The sequence below is a fragment of the Streptomyces anthophorae genome, from assembly GCF_049310305.1.
Lineage (GTDB): Bacteria > Actinomycetota > Actinomycetes > Streptomycetales > Streptomycetaceae > Streptomyces.
Window position 1 is genome coordinate 6,351,777 of record NZ_JBLWQQ010000001.1, and the last position, 14,051, is coordinate 6,365,827.

General features: G+C 74.1%; 12 protein-coding genes. 5 read left to right on the forward strand and 7 right to left on the reverse strand.

Annotation, left to right across the window (positions count from 1 at the left end; genetic code table 11):
- Positions 1 to 55 precede the first annotated feature (55 nt).
- A complete protein-coding gene (gene lipB, locus ACNYS0_RS28810; RefSeq protein ID WP_422477509.1) occupies positions 56 to 868 on the reverse strand; it encodes a lipoyl(octanoyl) transferase LipB in 813 nt (270 codons plus the stop codon).
- Positions 869 to 1,166: 298 nt separating this feature from the next.
- Between lipB and ACNYS0_RS28815 the strand changes: the two genes are divergently transcribed.
- Positions 1,167 to 2,627: an NsdA family TPR-like regulatory protein gene (locus ACNYS0_RS28815; RefSeq protein ID WP_422477511.1), complete on the forward strand. Its 1,461-nt coding sequence runs from the start codon at positions 1,167 to 1,169 to the stop codon at positions 2,625 to 2,627.
- Positions 2,628 to 3,556: 929 nt separating this feature from the next.
- Here the strand turns inward: ACNYS0_RS28815 and ACNYS0_RS28820 are convergent.
- Both ACNYS0_RS28820 and ACNYS0_RS28825 read right to left on the reverse strand, forming a co-directional pair.
- A complete protein-coding gene (locus ACNYS0_RS28820; RefSeq protein WP_422477513.1) occupies positions 3,557 to 4,885 on the reverse strand; it encodes an NAD(P)/FAD-dependent oxidoreductase in 1,329 nt (442 codons plus the stop codon).
- Positions 4,886 to 5,138: 253 nt separating this feature from the next.
- A complete protein-coding gene (locus tag ACNYS0_RS28825) occupies positions 5,139 to 5,783 on the reverse strand; it encodes a TetR family transcriptional regulator (RefSeq protein WP_422477515.1) in 645 nt (214 codons plus the stop codon).
- 120 nt (positions 5,784 to 5,903) lie between these two features.
- On the opposite strand from ACNYS0_RS28825, the gene ACNYS0_RS28830 reads away from it, so the two are divergent.
- Positions 5,904 to 6,698 carry an SDR family NAD(P)-dependent oxidoreductase gene (locus ACNYS0_RS28830; protein WP_422477517.1) on the forward strand — a complete coding sequence of 265 codons (795 nt, stop codon included), beginning with the start codon at positions 5,904 to 5,906 and terminating at the stop codon, positions 6,696 to 6,698.
- On the opposite strand, the gene ACNYS0_RS28835 is transcribed toward ACNYS0_RS28830, so the two are convergent.
- Positions 6,692 to 7,687: a GlxA family transcriptional regulator gene (locus tag ACNYS0_RS28835; RefSeq protein ID WP_422477519.1), complete on the reverse strand. Its 996-nt coding sequence runs from the start codon at positions 7,685 to 7,687 to the stop codon at positions 6,692 to 6,694. The two genes, ACNYS0_RS28830 and ACNYS0_RS28835, sit on opposite strands and share 7 nt — an antisense overlap.
- Before the next feature lie 94 nt (positions 7,688 to 7,781).
- Here ACNYS0_RS28835 and ACNYS0_RS28840 point away from each other — a divergent pair, with 94 nt between their 5' ends.
- Positions 7,782 to 8,375 (forward strand): cysteine hydrolase family protein, encoded by a 594-nt coding sequence (locus tag ACNYS0_RS28840; protein WP_422477521.1) that lies wholly within the window; start codon positions 7,782 to 7,784, stop codon positions 8,373 to 8,375.
- Here ACNYS0_RS28840 and ACNYS0_RS28845 read toward each other — a convergent pair.
- A complete protein-coding gene (locus tag ACNYS0_RS28845; RefSeq protein ID WP_422477523.1) occupies positions 8,372 to 9,568 on the reverse strand; it encodes a MarP family serine protease in 1,197 nt (398 codons plus the stop codon). The two genes, ACNYS0_RS28840 and ACNYS0_RS28845, sit on opposite strands and share 4 nt — an antisense overlap.
- Before the next feature lie 114 nt (positions 9,569 to 9,682).
- Between ACNYS0_RS28845 and ACNYS0_RS28850 the strand changes: the two genes are divergently transcribed.
- The gene (locus ACNYS0_RS28850) at positions 9,683 to 10,468 is read left to right on the forward strand and encodes a peptidoglycan recognition protein family protein (protein WP_422477525.1); all 786 of its coding nucleotides are present in this window, start codon (positions 9,683 to 9,685) and stop codon (positions 10,466 to 10,468) included.
- Positions 10,469 to 10,484: 16 nt separating this feature from the next.
- Here ACNYS0_RS28850 and ACNYS0_RS28855 read toward each other — a convergent pair whose 3' ends face one another.
- Both ACNYS0_RS28855 and ACNYS0_RS28860 read right to left on the reverse strand, forming a co-directional pair.
- On the reverse strand, positions 10,485 to 11,831 hold the full coding sequence (locus ACNYS0_RS28855; RefSeq protein ID WP_422477527.1) for a hypothetical protein: 1,347 nt from the start codon (positions 11,829 to 11,831) through the stop codon (positions 10,485 to 10,487).
- A 17-nt stretch (positions 11,832 to 11,848) separates the two neighbouring features.
- Positions 11,849 to 12,997: a PP2C family protein-serine/threonine phosphatase gene (locus tag ACNYS0_RS28860; RefSeq protein WP_422477529.1), complete on the reverse strand. Its 1,149-nt coding sequence runs from the start codon at positions 12,995 to 12,997 to the stop codon at positions 11,849 to 11,851.
- Between the two features lie 121 nt (positions 12,998 to 13,118).
- On the opposite strand from ACNYS0_RS28860, the gene ACNYS0_RS28865 reads away from it, so the two are divergent.
- Positions 13,119 to 14,006 (forward strand): TIGR01777 family oxidoreductase, encoded by an 888-nt coding sequence (locus ACNYS0_RS28865; RefSeq protein ID WP_422477531.1) that lies wholly within the window; start codon positions 13,119 to 13,121, stop codon positions 14,004 to 14,006.
- The last annotated feature ends 45 nt before the right edge of the window (positions 14,007 to 14,051 follow it).

Consider the following 14,051-nt stretch of genomic DNA (forward strand, 5'->3'; position numbering starts at 1 on the left):
CGTGGCCCTCACGGGTGGCCAACCGGTGGCCTGCGGGGTGCATTCCCCGGATGGGCTACACCGAGGCCTTCTCGACGGCGCGCGGCTTGAGGTCCGCGTTCCCCAGGACGTCCTGGAGATGCCTCTCGGCGATCGGCAGCACCTCGTCCATCGTGACCTCGCGGCCCAGCTCGTACGAGAGGGAGGTCACGCCCGCGTCGCGGATGCCGCAGGGGATGATCTTGTCGAAGTTGGAGGTGTCCGGGTTCACGTTCAGCGCGAAGCCGTGCATGGTGACGCCCTTGGCGACGCGGATGCCCATGGCGCAGATCTTGCGGTCCTCGTGCCGCTGGCCCGCGTTCGAGGGCGCGTACTCGGGGCCGACGAGGCGGTGGTCGAACTCCTCGTCCTCGCTGCTGAGCCGCGGGTCGAAGTCGAGGGACAGGCCACTGTGTTCCCTGCGGGCCGTCCGCTGTTCAATGGGGTCGCCGAGCACCCACACCCCGGCCCGGCCCTCCACGCGCGCGGCCGTGATGCCGAACTCCGCGCAGACCGCGATCATCGCGTCCTCCAGGCGGCGGAGGTGGGCGACCACGTCGACGGGGCGCGGGAGCTTCTGGATCGGGTAGCCGACGAGCTGGCCGGGCCCGTGCCAGGTGATCTTGCCGCCGCGGTCCACGTCGATGACCGGGGTGCCGTCGAGCGGGCGCTCCTCGGGGGCGGTGCGACGGCCCGCCGTGTAGACGGGCGGGTGCTCCAGGAGCAGGCAGGTGTCGGGCACCTCGTCGGCGAAGCGAGCGGCGTGCACACGGCGCTGCTCGTCCCAGGCCACCTGGTAATCGACCATGTCCGCACCGAAACCCATGCGGACGAACCGGAACTCACTCACGGCAAGTGCCTCCCTAAGAACCTTCACCGTGCATATAACGCGCCCGGAGCAACTGTACGGCTCCCGGATGACGGCCCCGCCGTCCACCCCTCGCGCGGTTTGTCACACGATCGGATGAAGGAGGGGTTTGGCTGGGCTGATTGGGGGACGCCGTGTGCGCTCCGTGATAATTTCGGCGCCGTCCGTGAGCGGGAGCCGGTCACGGCACACGCCGTTCCATGAGGGAGCAGCGACTAAAGGGGGGCACTCAATGGCCCCCCTTTACCGCTTCCAAGGGCCCGGAAGGCAAACGCACAGCATGACGGAACGACCTCCGCAGCGCACCCCGAACCGCCCGCTCGCCGCGCTCATCGCGGAGGCCGGTTTCTCCAACGCGGGCCTCGCGCGCCGCGTGGACCAGCTCGGGCTCGAACACGGGCTTGACCTGCGGTACGACAAGACATCCGTGACCCGGTGGCTGCGCGGACAGCAGCCCAGAGGGACGACACCGGCGCTCATCGCCGAGGTGTTCACACGCCGCCTCGGCCGCCGCCTCTCCGCGCAGGACCTCGGGCTCGACGCGTGTGCGCCCGTGTACGCGGGCCTGGAGTTCGCGGGATCGCCCGAGGAGGCCGTCGACATCGTCAGCGGCCTGTGGCGCAAGGACTCCGGCAGCCACGCCGAGCTCCGGAAGATCGCGTTCACCCCGGCCGGGCTCGTCGTGCCCAGCCGCGACTGGCTGATCGGCCGGCCCGACGACCGGGTCGCCCACGGCGAGCAGGCGCCGCGCGTGCCGGTGCAGGGGCGGCCCGTCGTGCCGGGGGCGGTGGGTGGCTCCGTGCCGCGCCAGCGCGGACAGACCGAGCGCGGGCCCGGGCACCGGGTGACCGCCGGTGACATCGCGGCGCTGCGCTCCGTGGGCGAACTGTTCCGCGCGCTCGACCACGCGTACGGGGGCGGGCACGCGCGCCAGGCACTCGTGCGGTACCTGGAGCACGAGGCCGAACCCATGCTGCGCGGGGCGTACGGGGAGCAGCACGGGCGGCGCCTCTTCTCCGCGGTCGCCGATCTGACCCGGCTCGCGGGCTGGACCTCGTACGACATCGCGGCGCACGGTCTGGCCCAGCGGTACTTCGTGCAGGCGCTGCGGCTCTCGCAGGCCGCGGGGGACCGGATGTACGGCTCGTACGTGCTGGTCACCATGAGCCGGCAGGCCGTCTATCTCGGGCACGGCCGGGAGGCGGTGCAGCTCGCGCGGGTCGCCCAGCAGGGCGTGGGGGCCTCGGCGCCGCCCGTGGTGCAGGCGCTGCTGCACGCCGTGGAGGCGCGCGGGCACGGGGTGCTCGGTGAGGTGCGGGCGTGCACGGCGTCGCTGGTGCGGGCCGAGCGGGCGCTCGGGGCGGTGCGGCCCGGGGACGAGGCGCCGCCGTGGGCGCGGTTCTTCGACGAGGCGCAGTTGGCGGACGAGTTCGGGCACTGCCACCGGGACCTTCAGCAGTACCGGGCCGCGGCGCAGCACGCGGAGCGGTCGTTGCAGTTGCGGGCGCCGGGGTTCGCGCGCAGCCGGTTGTTCTGCCGGGTGGTGCTGGCTTCGGCGCGGCTGGGTCTCGGGGAGCTGGACTCGGCGTGCGCGCTCGGGGCGGAGGCGGCGTCGGCGGCGGCGGACATGCGGTCGGTGCGGGCGCACGAGTACGTGCGGGAGTTTGAGCGTCGGCTCGAGCCGTACCGCGATGCGGGGCCCGTCCGGGGGTATCGGGAGCGGGTCGCGGCGCTGGGCTGAGGCGGTCCCCGGTCGTCGTCGTTGGTGCGGGGGCCGGGGTGTTGGGGCGGTGACGGGGTCGGCGCCCGCTGCCACCGACGCGCGGCGCCGGGGTTTCGTCGGGGTGGTGCCCGTCGTCATGGGTGCGCGGTGCCGGGGTTCCGGGGCTGTGCCGGGGCGGCGCCTGTTCGGACCGTTCCGGCTGCGCCGGGCCTGGGTCATCTCCCTCCCACCCGCCCCCTCCGGGGGCTTCGGCCCCGCGGGGTGGGGTGTCTGTTGTGCGGCGCCGGGGGGCCGGGGGGGGGCGATGCCTGTGGTGACGGGGGTGCCGGGCCGGTGTTTCGGGCCTTTGCCGGGTGGTGCCTGTTCGGACCGTGCGCGCGGCACCGCCCTTTCCGGCTGCGCCGGGCCTGGGTCGTCTCCCACCCACCCGCCCCCTCCGGGGGCTTCGGCCCCGCGGGGTGGGGTGTCTGGGGGCCGGTGCCCGTGGTGACCGGTGTGCCGGGCCGGTGTTTCGGGGCTTCGGCGGGATGGTGCCCGTCGTCATGGGCGCGCGGCGCCGGGGTTCCGGAGCTGTGCCGGGGGTGGTGCCCGTTGTCATGGATGGCCGCCCTGGGGCTTCGGCGGGGTGGTGCCTGTCGTTATGGGCGCGCGGTGCCGGTGCTTCGGGGCTGTGCCGGGGGTGGTGCCCGTCGTCATGGATGTGCCGCCCCAGGATTCCGGGGCTGTGCCGGGGGCGGCGCCTGTTCGGGCCGGGCCTGGGGCATCGCTCGCCCGACCGGCTCCTCCGGAGGGCTCGGTGTTGCTGGTTGGGATTGTTGAGCTCGTCCGGTGATTGAGGGCGACGGGGGCGGAGCCCCCGGTGCGGGAGGTGAGGGCGGGTCGGCCCCCGGAGGGTGGGGCGCGCCCGCCCCCGGAGTCGGGCCACGGAGGCGGGCGCGGTTCGGGGGTCAGGCGGCGTTGGTGAGTGGGGGTGTCGTGGGGGCGGGGATGCCCAGGTCTGTGAGGAGTGCGTGGGTCGCACGGCGGGCCGAGTGGAGGGCGCCCTGCACCGAGCCGGCGTCCCGGTGGTCCCCGCACACGTACAGGCCGTCGAGGAGGCGGACCGGGCGGCGCGGGTCGTGCGGGGGCGGCATCGCCGGCACGGCGTGGGCGTCGTGGTGCACGGCGAGGGTTTCCCAGTCGGCGGTCGACGTGCCGTAGAGGGTGCCGAGTTGGGCGCGGAGTTCGCGGTCCGTGGGGGGCGGGCCGAGGACCGTCGAGGAGACCAGGGCGCGGCCCGCCGGTGCTCTCGTCGGGTCCACCTGGCTGATCACCGACGTGTGCGCGACCGGGCCGAGCCGGTCCGCGTCGAGCAGCAGCGCGGGTTCGGTGAGCGGCGGCTCGGGCATGGCGTGGTGCACGACGGTGACCTCGTGGAAGGCGGGGACGCGCAGGCCGGGGAGGAGCTCGGCGGCGTCCCGCGCACCGGTTGCCAACACCACCGCGCGGCACGGGAGTCGGCCGAGTTCGGTGGTCGTGACCGAGGTCGTGGCGACCGCCGTGGCCCGTACGCCGGTCTGCACCGTGCCGGGTGGCAGGCCCGCCGCGAGCAGCTCGGGCAGCGCGTCGGCGCCGCCCTCCGGTACGGCGAGCCGGCCCGCCGCGTAGGCGTGCAGGGCGAGGTCGGCGCACCGGCTGGAGGTGCCGAGGTCCGGGTCGCAGAGCAGGGCCGAGAGCAGGGGACGGACGAAGCCGTGGAGGGTCGAGGCCGGCAGACCGCGGGTCAAGAGGGCCTGGGCGGCGGGGAGTTCGGGGCGGGCGAGGAGGCGGGACGGTTCCGTCGCCGCGAGCCGGGACAGGCTCGCGTTCAGGCGTGCGTGGTCGAGCGGGCTGCCGAGGGTGGGGCGCGTTCCGCGCGGGCTGCGGGGGGCGCTCGCCAAGGCGCGTGCCGCACTGAGTGCGCCCCTTGTGCGCCGGGGGTCGGTGGGCTCGCCCGCCCGGTGGCGCAGCCCTTCGCTGTGCACGAGCGCGCCGGGGGAGAAGCGGCGCAGGGCGAGGCGGGCGAGGGCGGGGTCGCGGCGCAGTTCCGGGTACGAGGTGCACAGCGGCCGGCCGGTCCGGTCGAGGCGGAAGCCGTCGACCTTCTCGGTGGACATGCGGCCGCCGATGCCGGTGGCGGCCTCCAGGACCAGCGGGCGCAGGCCCGCCCTGGTCAGGTGTCGCGCCGCCGCGAGTCCCGCGACCCCGGCGCCCACGACGACGATGGCTCCCGAACTTTCCTCTGCGCGATCGAGCACGGCGTGCCTCCGGCGGGTCGGGTGGCTGGCGTCCGGGGGCTCATGCCCTCAACGCGCCCTCGGGATACCTGAGTTCGGGGCCCAGGGAACTCGAGGGTAGGTGCGGGGCGGGCGCCGGGCAGTCGCGCGTGGGGGCGGCACGGGGGCACGCCGGTCGCACGGCTCCGCGCCGCCACCCGGGACGCGTCCCGAGGGAGTGTGCGACGGCCCCGCCGTCAGCGCCCGCGCGACCCCTGCCGCCGCTCCTCGCCCGTCAGTCGCCCGCCCCCGCCGCCAGGAGGCGCAGGCCGCGGATCGCCAGGGCCGCGGGGGAGTCGGGGCCGGAGGTGGCGGCGTCCGTCGTGGCCCAGAGTTCCAGGGCCACCCGGATCGCGTCGGTCGCCGCGGCGGCCGTCAGGCGGGTCTCCAGGGGGTCCGCGTCGGGGCCCGCGAGGCGGGCCACCACCGCGAGCAGCTTCTCCTCGGACTCCTGGTTGACCCGGTACCAGACGGCACGCAGCGCCGGGTCCTCCTGGGCCGCGCGCAGCAGGGTCCGGGTGCCCCGCAGCGCCTCCTCCGCCGCCTCGTCCGGGGGCGAGAGCGTCGCCGCCGCGGCCGATTCGAGGGCCTGCGGCAGCGGGGTGCCCGGCTCCGTCGCGGCCAGCAGTTCGCGCCAGCGGTCGCCGCCGGACGCGAGCAGCGGGCCCACGGCGTCCTGCTTGTTGCGGAAGTAGCGGTAGAAGGTGCGCAGCGCGACCCCGGCGCCGCGAGCGATCTCCTCGGCCGTGGTGGCGTCGGGGCCCTTCTCGGTGAACAGCTCCATCGCCGCGCGGGCGATGTCGAGCTGGGTCGCCGCCTTGCGGCGGTCGGTCAGCGAGGGCTGCGCAGGCGGCGAGGAGGGCGTCGTGGGCTCGTTCACCCGACGAAGCGTAACCGCACGGGGAATGAAATGGCACGAAACGCCGTTATGGCAAAACGTGCCACCGAAGCGTACGGTGAGCAGCGCGCGAGGACGCGCGCAGGAACGTAAGGAGTCGCCATGAACCGCCTGAATCGCTACGAAGGACGCCGTGCACTGGTCACCGGTGGCGGGTCCGGCATCGGCCAGGCCACCGTGCTGCGCATGCTGGCGGAGGGCGGCCGGGTCGTCGCGGCCGACGTCAGCGAGGCCGGTCTCCAGGACACCGTGAGCAAGGCGGGCGCCGACGCCGAGCGCCTCACCACCGTCGTCGTGAACATCGCCGACGAGGCCTCCGTGCGCGAGGCCGTCGCCACCGCCGTGCAGGCGCTCGGCGGGCTCGACGTGCTGGTCAACGCCGCCGGCATCCTGCGCTCCTCGCACACCGAGAAGACGACGCTCGCCGAGTTCAACCAGGTGCTCGCGGTCAACCTCACCGGCACCTTCCTGATGATCCGCGAGGCGATACCGAGCCTGCTTCGGGGCGCGTCCCCCGCCGTCGTCAACTTCAGCTCCACGTCGGCGATGTTCGCCCACCCGTACATGGCGGCGTACGCGGCGAGCAAGGGCGGCATCCAGTCCATGACGCACGCGCTGGCCGCCGAGTACAGCAAGCAGGGCCTGAGGTTCACCGCCGTGCAGCCCGGCTCCATCGCGTCCGGCATGACCGACGGCTCGGGGATGAGCAAGCAGAGCCAGGGCCCCGGCCTGCCCGAGGACACCGACTGGAGCCTGTTCGCGAAGCTGTCGCCCTCGCTGGGCGACGGGTTCGCAGGACCCGAGGCCGTGGCCGGGGTCGTCGCGATGCTGGCCTCGGAGGACGGGAAGTTCATCACCGGTACGGAGATCCGTATCGACGGTGGCACGCACTACTGAGGTGGCACCGACGTCACCCTGAAGCGGTGCCGGTACGCCGTCGGCGTCGTGTCCAGGCGGCGGCGAAAGGCCCGCACCAGGGTGTCCGTCGTGCCGAAACCGCAGGTGGCGGCGATCCGGTCCAGCGTGTCGTCGGAGGATTCGAGGCGCTGGCGGGCCCGCTCGACACGCGCCGACTCGACGTACGCGCTCGGCGTCGTGCCCAGTTCGGACTTGAAGATCCGGGCGAGCTGGCGCTCGCTGACATGGGCGTGCGCCGCGAGGTCCGCGACGGTGAGCGGTTCGCCGAGATTCCGGGTGACGTGCTGGCGCAGGTCGTCCACGCGCCGCGTCGTGGAGGCCTGCGCCAGCGGCACGCTGAACTGGCTCTGGCCGCTCGGCCGCTTCAGGTACATCACCAGCTGCCGCGCCACCCGCAGCGCCGTCGGCTCGCCGAGGTCGTCCGCGACCAGGGCGAGCGACAGGTCGAGGCAGGAGCTGATGCCGGCCCCGGTCCAGATGTCTCCCTCGCGGATGAAGATCGGGTCGGGGTCGACGTCGATCTCCGGGTGCTCGTCCGCCAGTTGGCGCGCGGTCGACCAGTGGGTGGTGGCGCGCCGCCCGTCCAGCAGCCCGGCCGCCGCGAGCAGATGCGCCCCCACGCAGACCGACGCGACCCGGCGCGCCCGCCCGGCGAGCGTCCGCACCCGGTCGACGACGGCGGGCTCCGCCAGGGCGCGCACCCCGCGCTCCGCGTCGGCCTCCACCGAACCCGGCACCAGAAGGGTGTCGATGGACAGCCGGGCCGCGTCGTCGAAGGTGACGTCGGGCAGGACGCGTACGCCCGCGGAGGTGGTGACCGGGTCCAGGGTCTCGGCGGCGAGAAGCACCCGGTACCCGGTGTCGCCCTCGCGTCTCACCAGCGCGAACACCTCGGGCGGGCCCGTGACGTCGAGTGTGTCGACCCCGTCGAAGAGGACGATGACGACGAGCCGTTCGGTCGCGCTCACAGGGGCCCCTCTCGCCACTCTCACGACGGCATGTCCGAATCTGCATGTTAGCCGTCATTGCTGACATGGTGGCCTCGCTCGTAGCGTTCCAGACATGCCAACAACGACTCTGCGCACCCTTAACGGCCTCGACGAGACGCCCGCCTCGCTCGCCGACGCGACGCTGATCCTGATCGACTACCAGAACACGTACACCCGCGGCGTGATGGAGCTGGAGGGCTGGCGGACCGCTCTCGACAACGCCGCAGAGCTCCTCGCCCGCGCCCGCGCGGCGGGCTCGACGGTCGTGCACGTCCAGCACGACGGCGGCGAGGGCTCCGCCTACGACGTCCGCGCCGAGATCGGGGAGATCCACCCGGACGTCGCGCCGGTCGAGGGCGAGGCCGTCGTGGTCAAGCCCGCCCCGGACTCCTTCGTCGGCACCGACCTCGGCAGGATCGTCGACGCCGCGGGCCACAAGGACGTCGTCGTCATCGGGTTCATGTCGCACATGTGCGTGCAGTTCACCGCGCAGGGCGCGTTCCTGCGCGGCAACCGGCCCACCGTGGTCGCCGACGCCTGCGCGACGCGCCCCCTGACCTCGGTCGGCGGCGTCGAGCTGCCCGCCGAGCAGGTGCACCTCGGGGCGATGGCGACGATCACCGATCTGTACGGGGTGGTCGTGCCCACCGGGGCCGCACTTTCCTAGGACCGGACGAGCTGTCCCGTGTCCACCGGCGCTGTCGCCGAAGCCGCCCGTTGCGCGTCGGAGGACACCTCGTCCGCCGTCAGGACGTAGCCCGTTCCGTCGTCCGTCGTGGAGCGGGCGAACACCACGCCGTACACCTCGCCGTCCGTGTCGAGGAGCGGGCCGCCGGAGTTGCCGGGCAGGACCGTGGAGCGGATCGAGTAGATGTCGCGCGTGACGTTCCCGGAGCCGTAGATGTCCTGGCCCGCCGCCTTGATCGTGTCGTCGACGGTGGCGGCCTGGAGGTCGAGGCCGCCGTTCTCCGGGTAGCCCGCGACCACGGCGGCGTCACCGCGCGATGCCGAGTCGTCGAAGCGCAGCGACGGGGCGTCGAGCCCGGGGACGTACAGGACCGCCACGTCCTTGTCGGGGTCGAAGAGGACGACCTTCGCCTCGTACGCCTGGCCGGTGCCGCCCACCCGCACCGTCGGGTCGTCGATGCCCGCCACCACGTGCGCGTTCGTCATGACGTGCTCGGAGCTGTAGACGAAGCCGCTGCCCTCGCGGCCCTGGGTGCCGGACGCGCCCTGCACCTTGACGCTGCTGCGCTGCGCGGCGGTGGTCGCCTTCGCCGTCACGTTGTCCCCGGACGGCTTGGCCACCTTGGCGGGCGGCTCGCTCGCGAACGGGTCGAAGACCTGCGGGAAGCCCGCCGAGGTGAGTGCCCCCGTGGCCTGCGAGAACCAGGACGGGGTCGTCGACGGCATGGTGTCCTGCACCGCGCCGAGCACCGAGGAGTTCCGGATCGCCTGGTTGAGGACCGTGGAGGACGAGGCGACGAGGACGCTGCCCGCCACCCACGCCACCACCAGGGCGGCCACGGCGGTCGCCGCGCCGCCGCCCACGCCGTCGGCCACGCGCAGCGGGCCCGGCGCGTGCGACATGCCGCCGCGCACCCGCGCCGCGAGCAGCCCGGCGAGCCCGTGCCCCGCGACCGCCGGTACGAGCACCGTGAGCACGGCGACGATCGTGGCCGACGTGGTGCCCGGCGTGACCGTCTCCATCAGGTACGGCAGCAGCCAGACGCCGACGGCCGCACCGCCCACGAACCCGGCCAGCGAGACACAGCCCGCGAGCAGTCCGCGCCGGTAGCCGGACACGGCGTAGGCGAGGGCCACCACGAGCAGCAGCACGTCGAGTATGTGGAGGTCCATACCGGTAAGAAACGCCCAGGTGCCCCCGATGGTTCCGCCACCTGGCCCACTGTGGCTGACCGCACAGGGCGCGCCGGGCCCAGGGTGGGAGGCGTGCACGTCGTACGGAGAAGCTTGCGCTGGCTGCCCGGAGCCCTGGCCGTCGGGCTCGTCGTGCTGTGCGCGGCGACGGTCGACCGGCCGGGGCCGGGGCGCTTCGCGGCCACGGCCCGCGGCGAGTTGCCGGCCTCCGCGGTGCCGGCGAAGCGGATCGCGACCGTGGGCGGCCGGGTGCAGGCGGCGCGCCCCAGGATCGTGCCGCGCTCGCGGTGGCTCGCGGGCGCCGAGACGTACCACCGCGATCCGGTCCGCTACGGAGAGCGCGTCCGGGCCGTGTTCCTGCACCACACCGACTCGCCGAACGACTACGACTGCGCGGACGTGCCGCGCATCATCCGCTACCTGTACGCGGGCCAGGCGGGCGGCGGCGCCTCGGGCGGCAAGGAGTGGGACGACATCGGCTACAACTTCCTCGTCGACCGCTGCGGAACGGTCTACGAGGGGCGCGCGGGCGGCGCCGCCCGGCCGGTGATCGGCGCCCATACGCAGGGCTTCAACCGGAACACGGCGGGGATCGCCGCGATCGGCACGTTCACCGAGGGCACCCCGGTGCCGAAGGCGATGACCGACGCGATCGCCGCCGTCTCCGCCTGGAAGCTGGGCCTGTCCGGGATCGACCCGCGCTCCCGGGTGCGCCTGGTGTCGAGCAACGACCTGGCCCGCTACCGGACGGGCACGGCCCACAGGTTCTTCGCGGTCTCCGGACACCGCGACGGCTACGAGACGTTCTGCCCCGGCCTCGCCCTGATGGGCAGGCTGCCCGAGATCAGGGAGCGGGCCGCGGCGCTCCAGAACCGCTAGGACAGGCCCCGGGACCCTAGGCCGGCTTGAGCGTGCCGCCGCCCTCCAGCTGGTACTTCTTCCCGTGCAGGTCCGGGCTCGACGCCTTCTCGTACGTCACCGTGCGGCCGTTGCCTACGATCACGTCGGAGACCTTCGCCCCGTCGGCCAGCGTGATGCTCTTCAGCCGGGAGTCCCCGGACACCGACCACTTCGTCTTCGGGCCGAGCGTCAGCGACGCCGCGCCCACGATCTTCCCGTCGAGGTCGGTGGAGCCCTTCAGGTCGAGGGTGGCGGAGGAGCCCTTCTCCACGGCCACGCTGCCCTTCAGCTTCTCGCCGTTCGCGGTGAACGCCGCCGTCCCCTTGCGCGTGACCCGCAGCAGCTTGCCGTCCTTCGTCTGGACGTCGGCGTCACCGTTCAACTCGATGTCGGCGTCGGCCCGCTGGACCGCGAAGATGTCGCCGTCGGAGGCCTGGACCGCCCCGCCGGTCATCCGGAACGAGGTCTCGCCGTCGCCGCGCAGCACCACACCGCCCGCCGCCGCGGACGCCCGGACGTCCTTCAGGGACAGCGAACCCCCGGCCTCCACGGTGAACGCCTCCGAGTTGGCCAGGTCGAACAGCGTCTGCGACAAGGACACGTCGCCCGCCGTCTGCACGCCCGGCGAGCCGCAGCCCGCCGAGGTCATCGTGCCGCCGGACACCGTGACCTTCCCGCCGCCGGGCCCCACGGCCACCGGCGCCGCCTGCGCGGCCACCGTGTCGATCTCCACGTACGTCAGGTCGAGCGTGCCGCCGTGCGTCGCCGTGACGCCGCGCGCGGAGGTGCCGTGCGTCCTGATGCCGCCCGCGCTGAGCGTGGCCTTCGAGTCCTTGCCCGAGGCGAACACCCCGGTCGAGCCCTTGCCCTGGGTGGACATCCGGCCGCCGGACATGACGAGCGTGCCCCCGTCGCGGGCGAGCGCCGCCGCGTTGAGGCCGTGCCCGTCGGAGGCGGTGAGCGACGAGGTGCCACCGTGCTTGATGATCTTCGCGTCGCGGGTCGTCAGCTTCCCCGAGTCCGACACCAGCAGCGCCGACTTGTCGCCCGTCGTCGTCTTGAACTCCTTCTGGGCCTTCGCCTTCACGGTCTTCTCGTCGACCGTGTAGCCGGCCTTCGCGCGCGGCTTCGCGTCCGGGCCCTTGTCGTCGGCCGACGGATCCGTCACGCAGCGGGCGCCGCTCGCCGTCGCGGCGGGCGAGGCCGCGGGCGGCGGGTTCGTCGCGCCGTCGTCGTCGGAACAGGCGGACAACAAGGAGCCGGCGAGCGGCAGCAGCAGTACGGAGGCGGTGACCGCGGTGCGGCGGTGTCCCTGGCGGCGCAGGAGTCCCGGGTTCTTCATGCGCCTACGTTCACACCTCACGCCTCGCGAGGCACGTCCGGGGTCCGCGTGGCGTCCGGAGCGGACACGAGAGGGGCGAAGACGAGCAGGGTCAGATCGTCCCTGACCGTCCCCGCGAACCGGATGACGTCCCGCCACACCGCGTCCGTGAGAGCGGCCGGCTCCTCGCCCGCGAACTGCGGAAGCCGGTCGGCGAGCGGATAGAAATCCCCGTTCCGGTCACGGGCCTCCGTCACCCCGTCCGACGGCGCGACCAGCCGGTCACCGGGCCGCAGCTCGACCGTGAGCCGCTTCGGCGGCGCGAGTTCGGCGAGGCCGAGGCCGAGCGGCGCGCCCGACGGCACGTCGAGCTCGGTCACCCGCCCGTCCCGCAGCAGCAGCGGGTGCGGGTGGCCGCAGCTGATGAGATGCACGACGGGGGCCTCGCCGGGGGAGGGGTCGGGGAATTCGAGCAGCACCGCCGTCGCGAACAGCTCCGCGTGCTCGTCCTCCGACGTGTCCACCACGAGCCGCCGGTCGAGCCGCGCCGCCACGCCCTCCAGGTCCGGCTGGTCGAGCACCGCCTCCCGGAACGCGCCGAGCAGCCCCGCCACCGTGCCCACCGCCGAAAGGCCGTGCCCCTGTACGTCGCCGACGACGGCCCGCACACCGGCCGGGCCCTTGCGCACGTCGAAGAGGTCGCCGCCGACCAGGGCGCCGCGGTGCGCGGCCCGGTACAGACCCGCGCAGCGCACGGCGCCGACCCGCCCGGGCAACGGCGGAAGCACCGCGAACTGGGCGGCCTCCGCGACCGTGCGCACCGTGACCAGCTGCTCGTCCCTGCGACTGCGCACCCAGGCGATGATCACGCTGAGCACCGCGACGAACGCCACGGTCAGTACGTCGCTGTTGCCCGGCCGCCCGAAACCGATGCGGGGCAGATTCAGGAGCAGGACGACACAGCCGCCGAACAGCGCCGTGACCGCGGGACCCCACGTCAGGGCGGCGAGCGGCGGGATGGCCCCGAGGAGGAACGCCAGCTCGAAGCGGTGGCGCGTGATCGCCTGAAGCGCGTACAGGGCCACGAGCAGCACCACGGGAAGCCAGCGCACCCAGCGCGGCGGCGGGGCCCCGCGCAGCCAGGCACGCTGGGACTCGTCCCTGCGGCGCGCCACGGGCCAGCTCATGCGGGCTACGGCTCCCTTCGCACCGGTGGTGTCATCTCACCCTGCAACGAGTCGCGGCCCGTCGCACGCCGTACCCCGGGGGCTGACATGCGGACGACCGTACGGCGGGCAGGATGGGCCCATGACACGTTTCGCGGTGGCGGGCGCCTCAGGACTCATCGGCTCGGCCCTGGTCCGGTCCCTGACGGACGACGGGCACGACGTGGTGCGCCTGGTGCGGCGCGCCCCACGGGCGCCGGACGAGGCCCGCTGGGACCCGAAGGAGGGGTACGTCGACACGTCGCGGCTCGCCGGCTGCGAGGGGATCGTCAACCTCGCGGGGGCCGGGGTCGGCGACCACCGGTGGACGGCCGCGTACAAGCGGGAGATCCGGGACAGCCGGGTCCTCGGCACGCAGACGCTCGCGCGGGCGGCGGCCGGGCTCGACACGCGCCCCCGTGTCTTCCTCAACGGCAGCGCGGTCGGCTACTACGGCGACACTGGCGCCCGCACCGTCGACGAGACGGCCCCGGCCGGGGACGGGTTCCTGCCGTCGGTGTGCGTCGAGTGGGAGGCCGCGGCGGCGCCCGCGCACCAGGCGGGGATCCGCACGGTGTTCGCGCGGACGGGGCTCGTCGTGGCTCGCGGCGGGGGTGCGTGGGGCAAGCTGTTCCCGCTGTTCAAGGCGGGGCTCGGCGGACGGCTGGGGGACGGGCGGCAGTACTGGTCGTACATCGCGCTGGCCGATCACGTGGCGGCGCTGCGGCACCTCCTGGACACGGGGGACCTGGCCGGTCCCGTGAACCTGACGGCGCCGCAGCCCGCGACGAACCGGGAGGTGACGGAGGCGATGGGGCGGGTTCTGCGGAGGCCTGCGGTGCTGCCGGTGCCGTCCTTCGCCCTGCGTGCGGTGCTGGGGGAGATGGCGGGGGACGTTCTCGGGTCGACGCGTGCGGTGCCCACGCGGTTGCTGGAGACCGGGTTCGAGTTCGCCCACCCGGGAGTGGATCAGGCGATCCGGGCGGCTTGAGGTGGACCGTGCCCACGCCTCGGGGCTCCGCCCCGGACCCCGCGC

Excerpts from the sequence above, each read along its gene's own strand:
- ACNYS0_RS28815 (WP_422477511.1), top strand. The coding sequence starts at position 1,167 with ATGACGGAACGACCTCCGCAGCGCACCCCGAACCGCCCGCTCGCCGCG.
- ACNYS0_RS28830 (WP_422477517.1), top strand. The coding sequence starts at position 5,904 with ATGAACCGCCTGAATCGCTACGAAGGACGCCGTGCACTGGTCACCGGT.
- ACNYS0_RS28840 (WP_422477521.1), top strand. The coding sequence starts at position 7,782 with ATGCCAACAACGACTCTGCGCACCCTTAACGGCCTCGACGAGACGCCC.
- ACNYS0_RS28845 (WP_422477523.1), bottom strand. The coding sequence starts at position 9,568 with ATGGACCTCCACATACTCGACGTGCTGCTGCTCGTGGTGGCCCTCGCC.
- ACNYS0_RS28855 (WP_422477527.1), bottom strand. The coding sequence starts at position 11,831 with ATGAAGAACCCGGGACTCCTGCGCCGCCAGGGACACCGCCGCACCGCG.
- ACNYS0_RS28860 (WP_422477529.1), bottom strand. The coding sequence starts at position 12,997 with ATGAGCTGGCCCGTGGCGCGCCGCAGGGACGAGTCCCAGCGTGCCTGG.
- ACNYS0_RS28865 (WP_422477531.1), top strand. The coding sequence starts at position 13,119 with ATGACACGTTTCGCGGTGGCGGGCGCCTCAGGACTCATCGGCTCGGCC.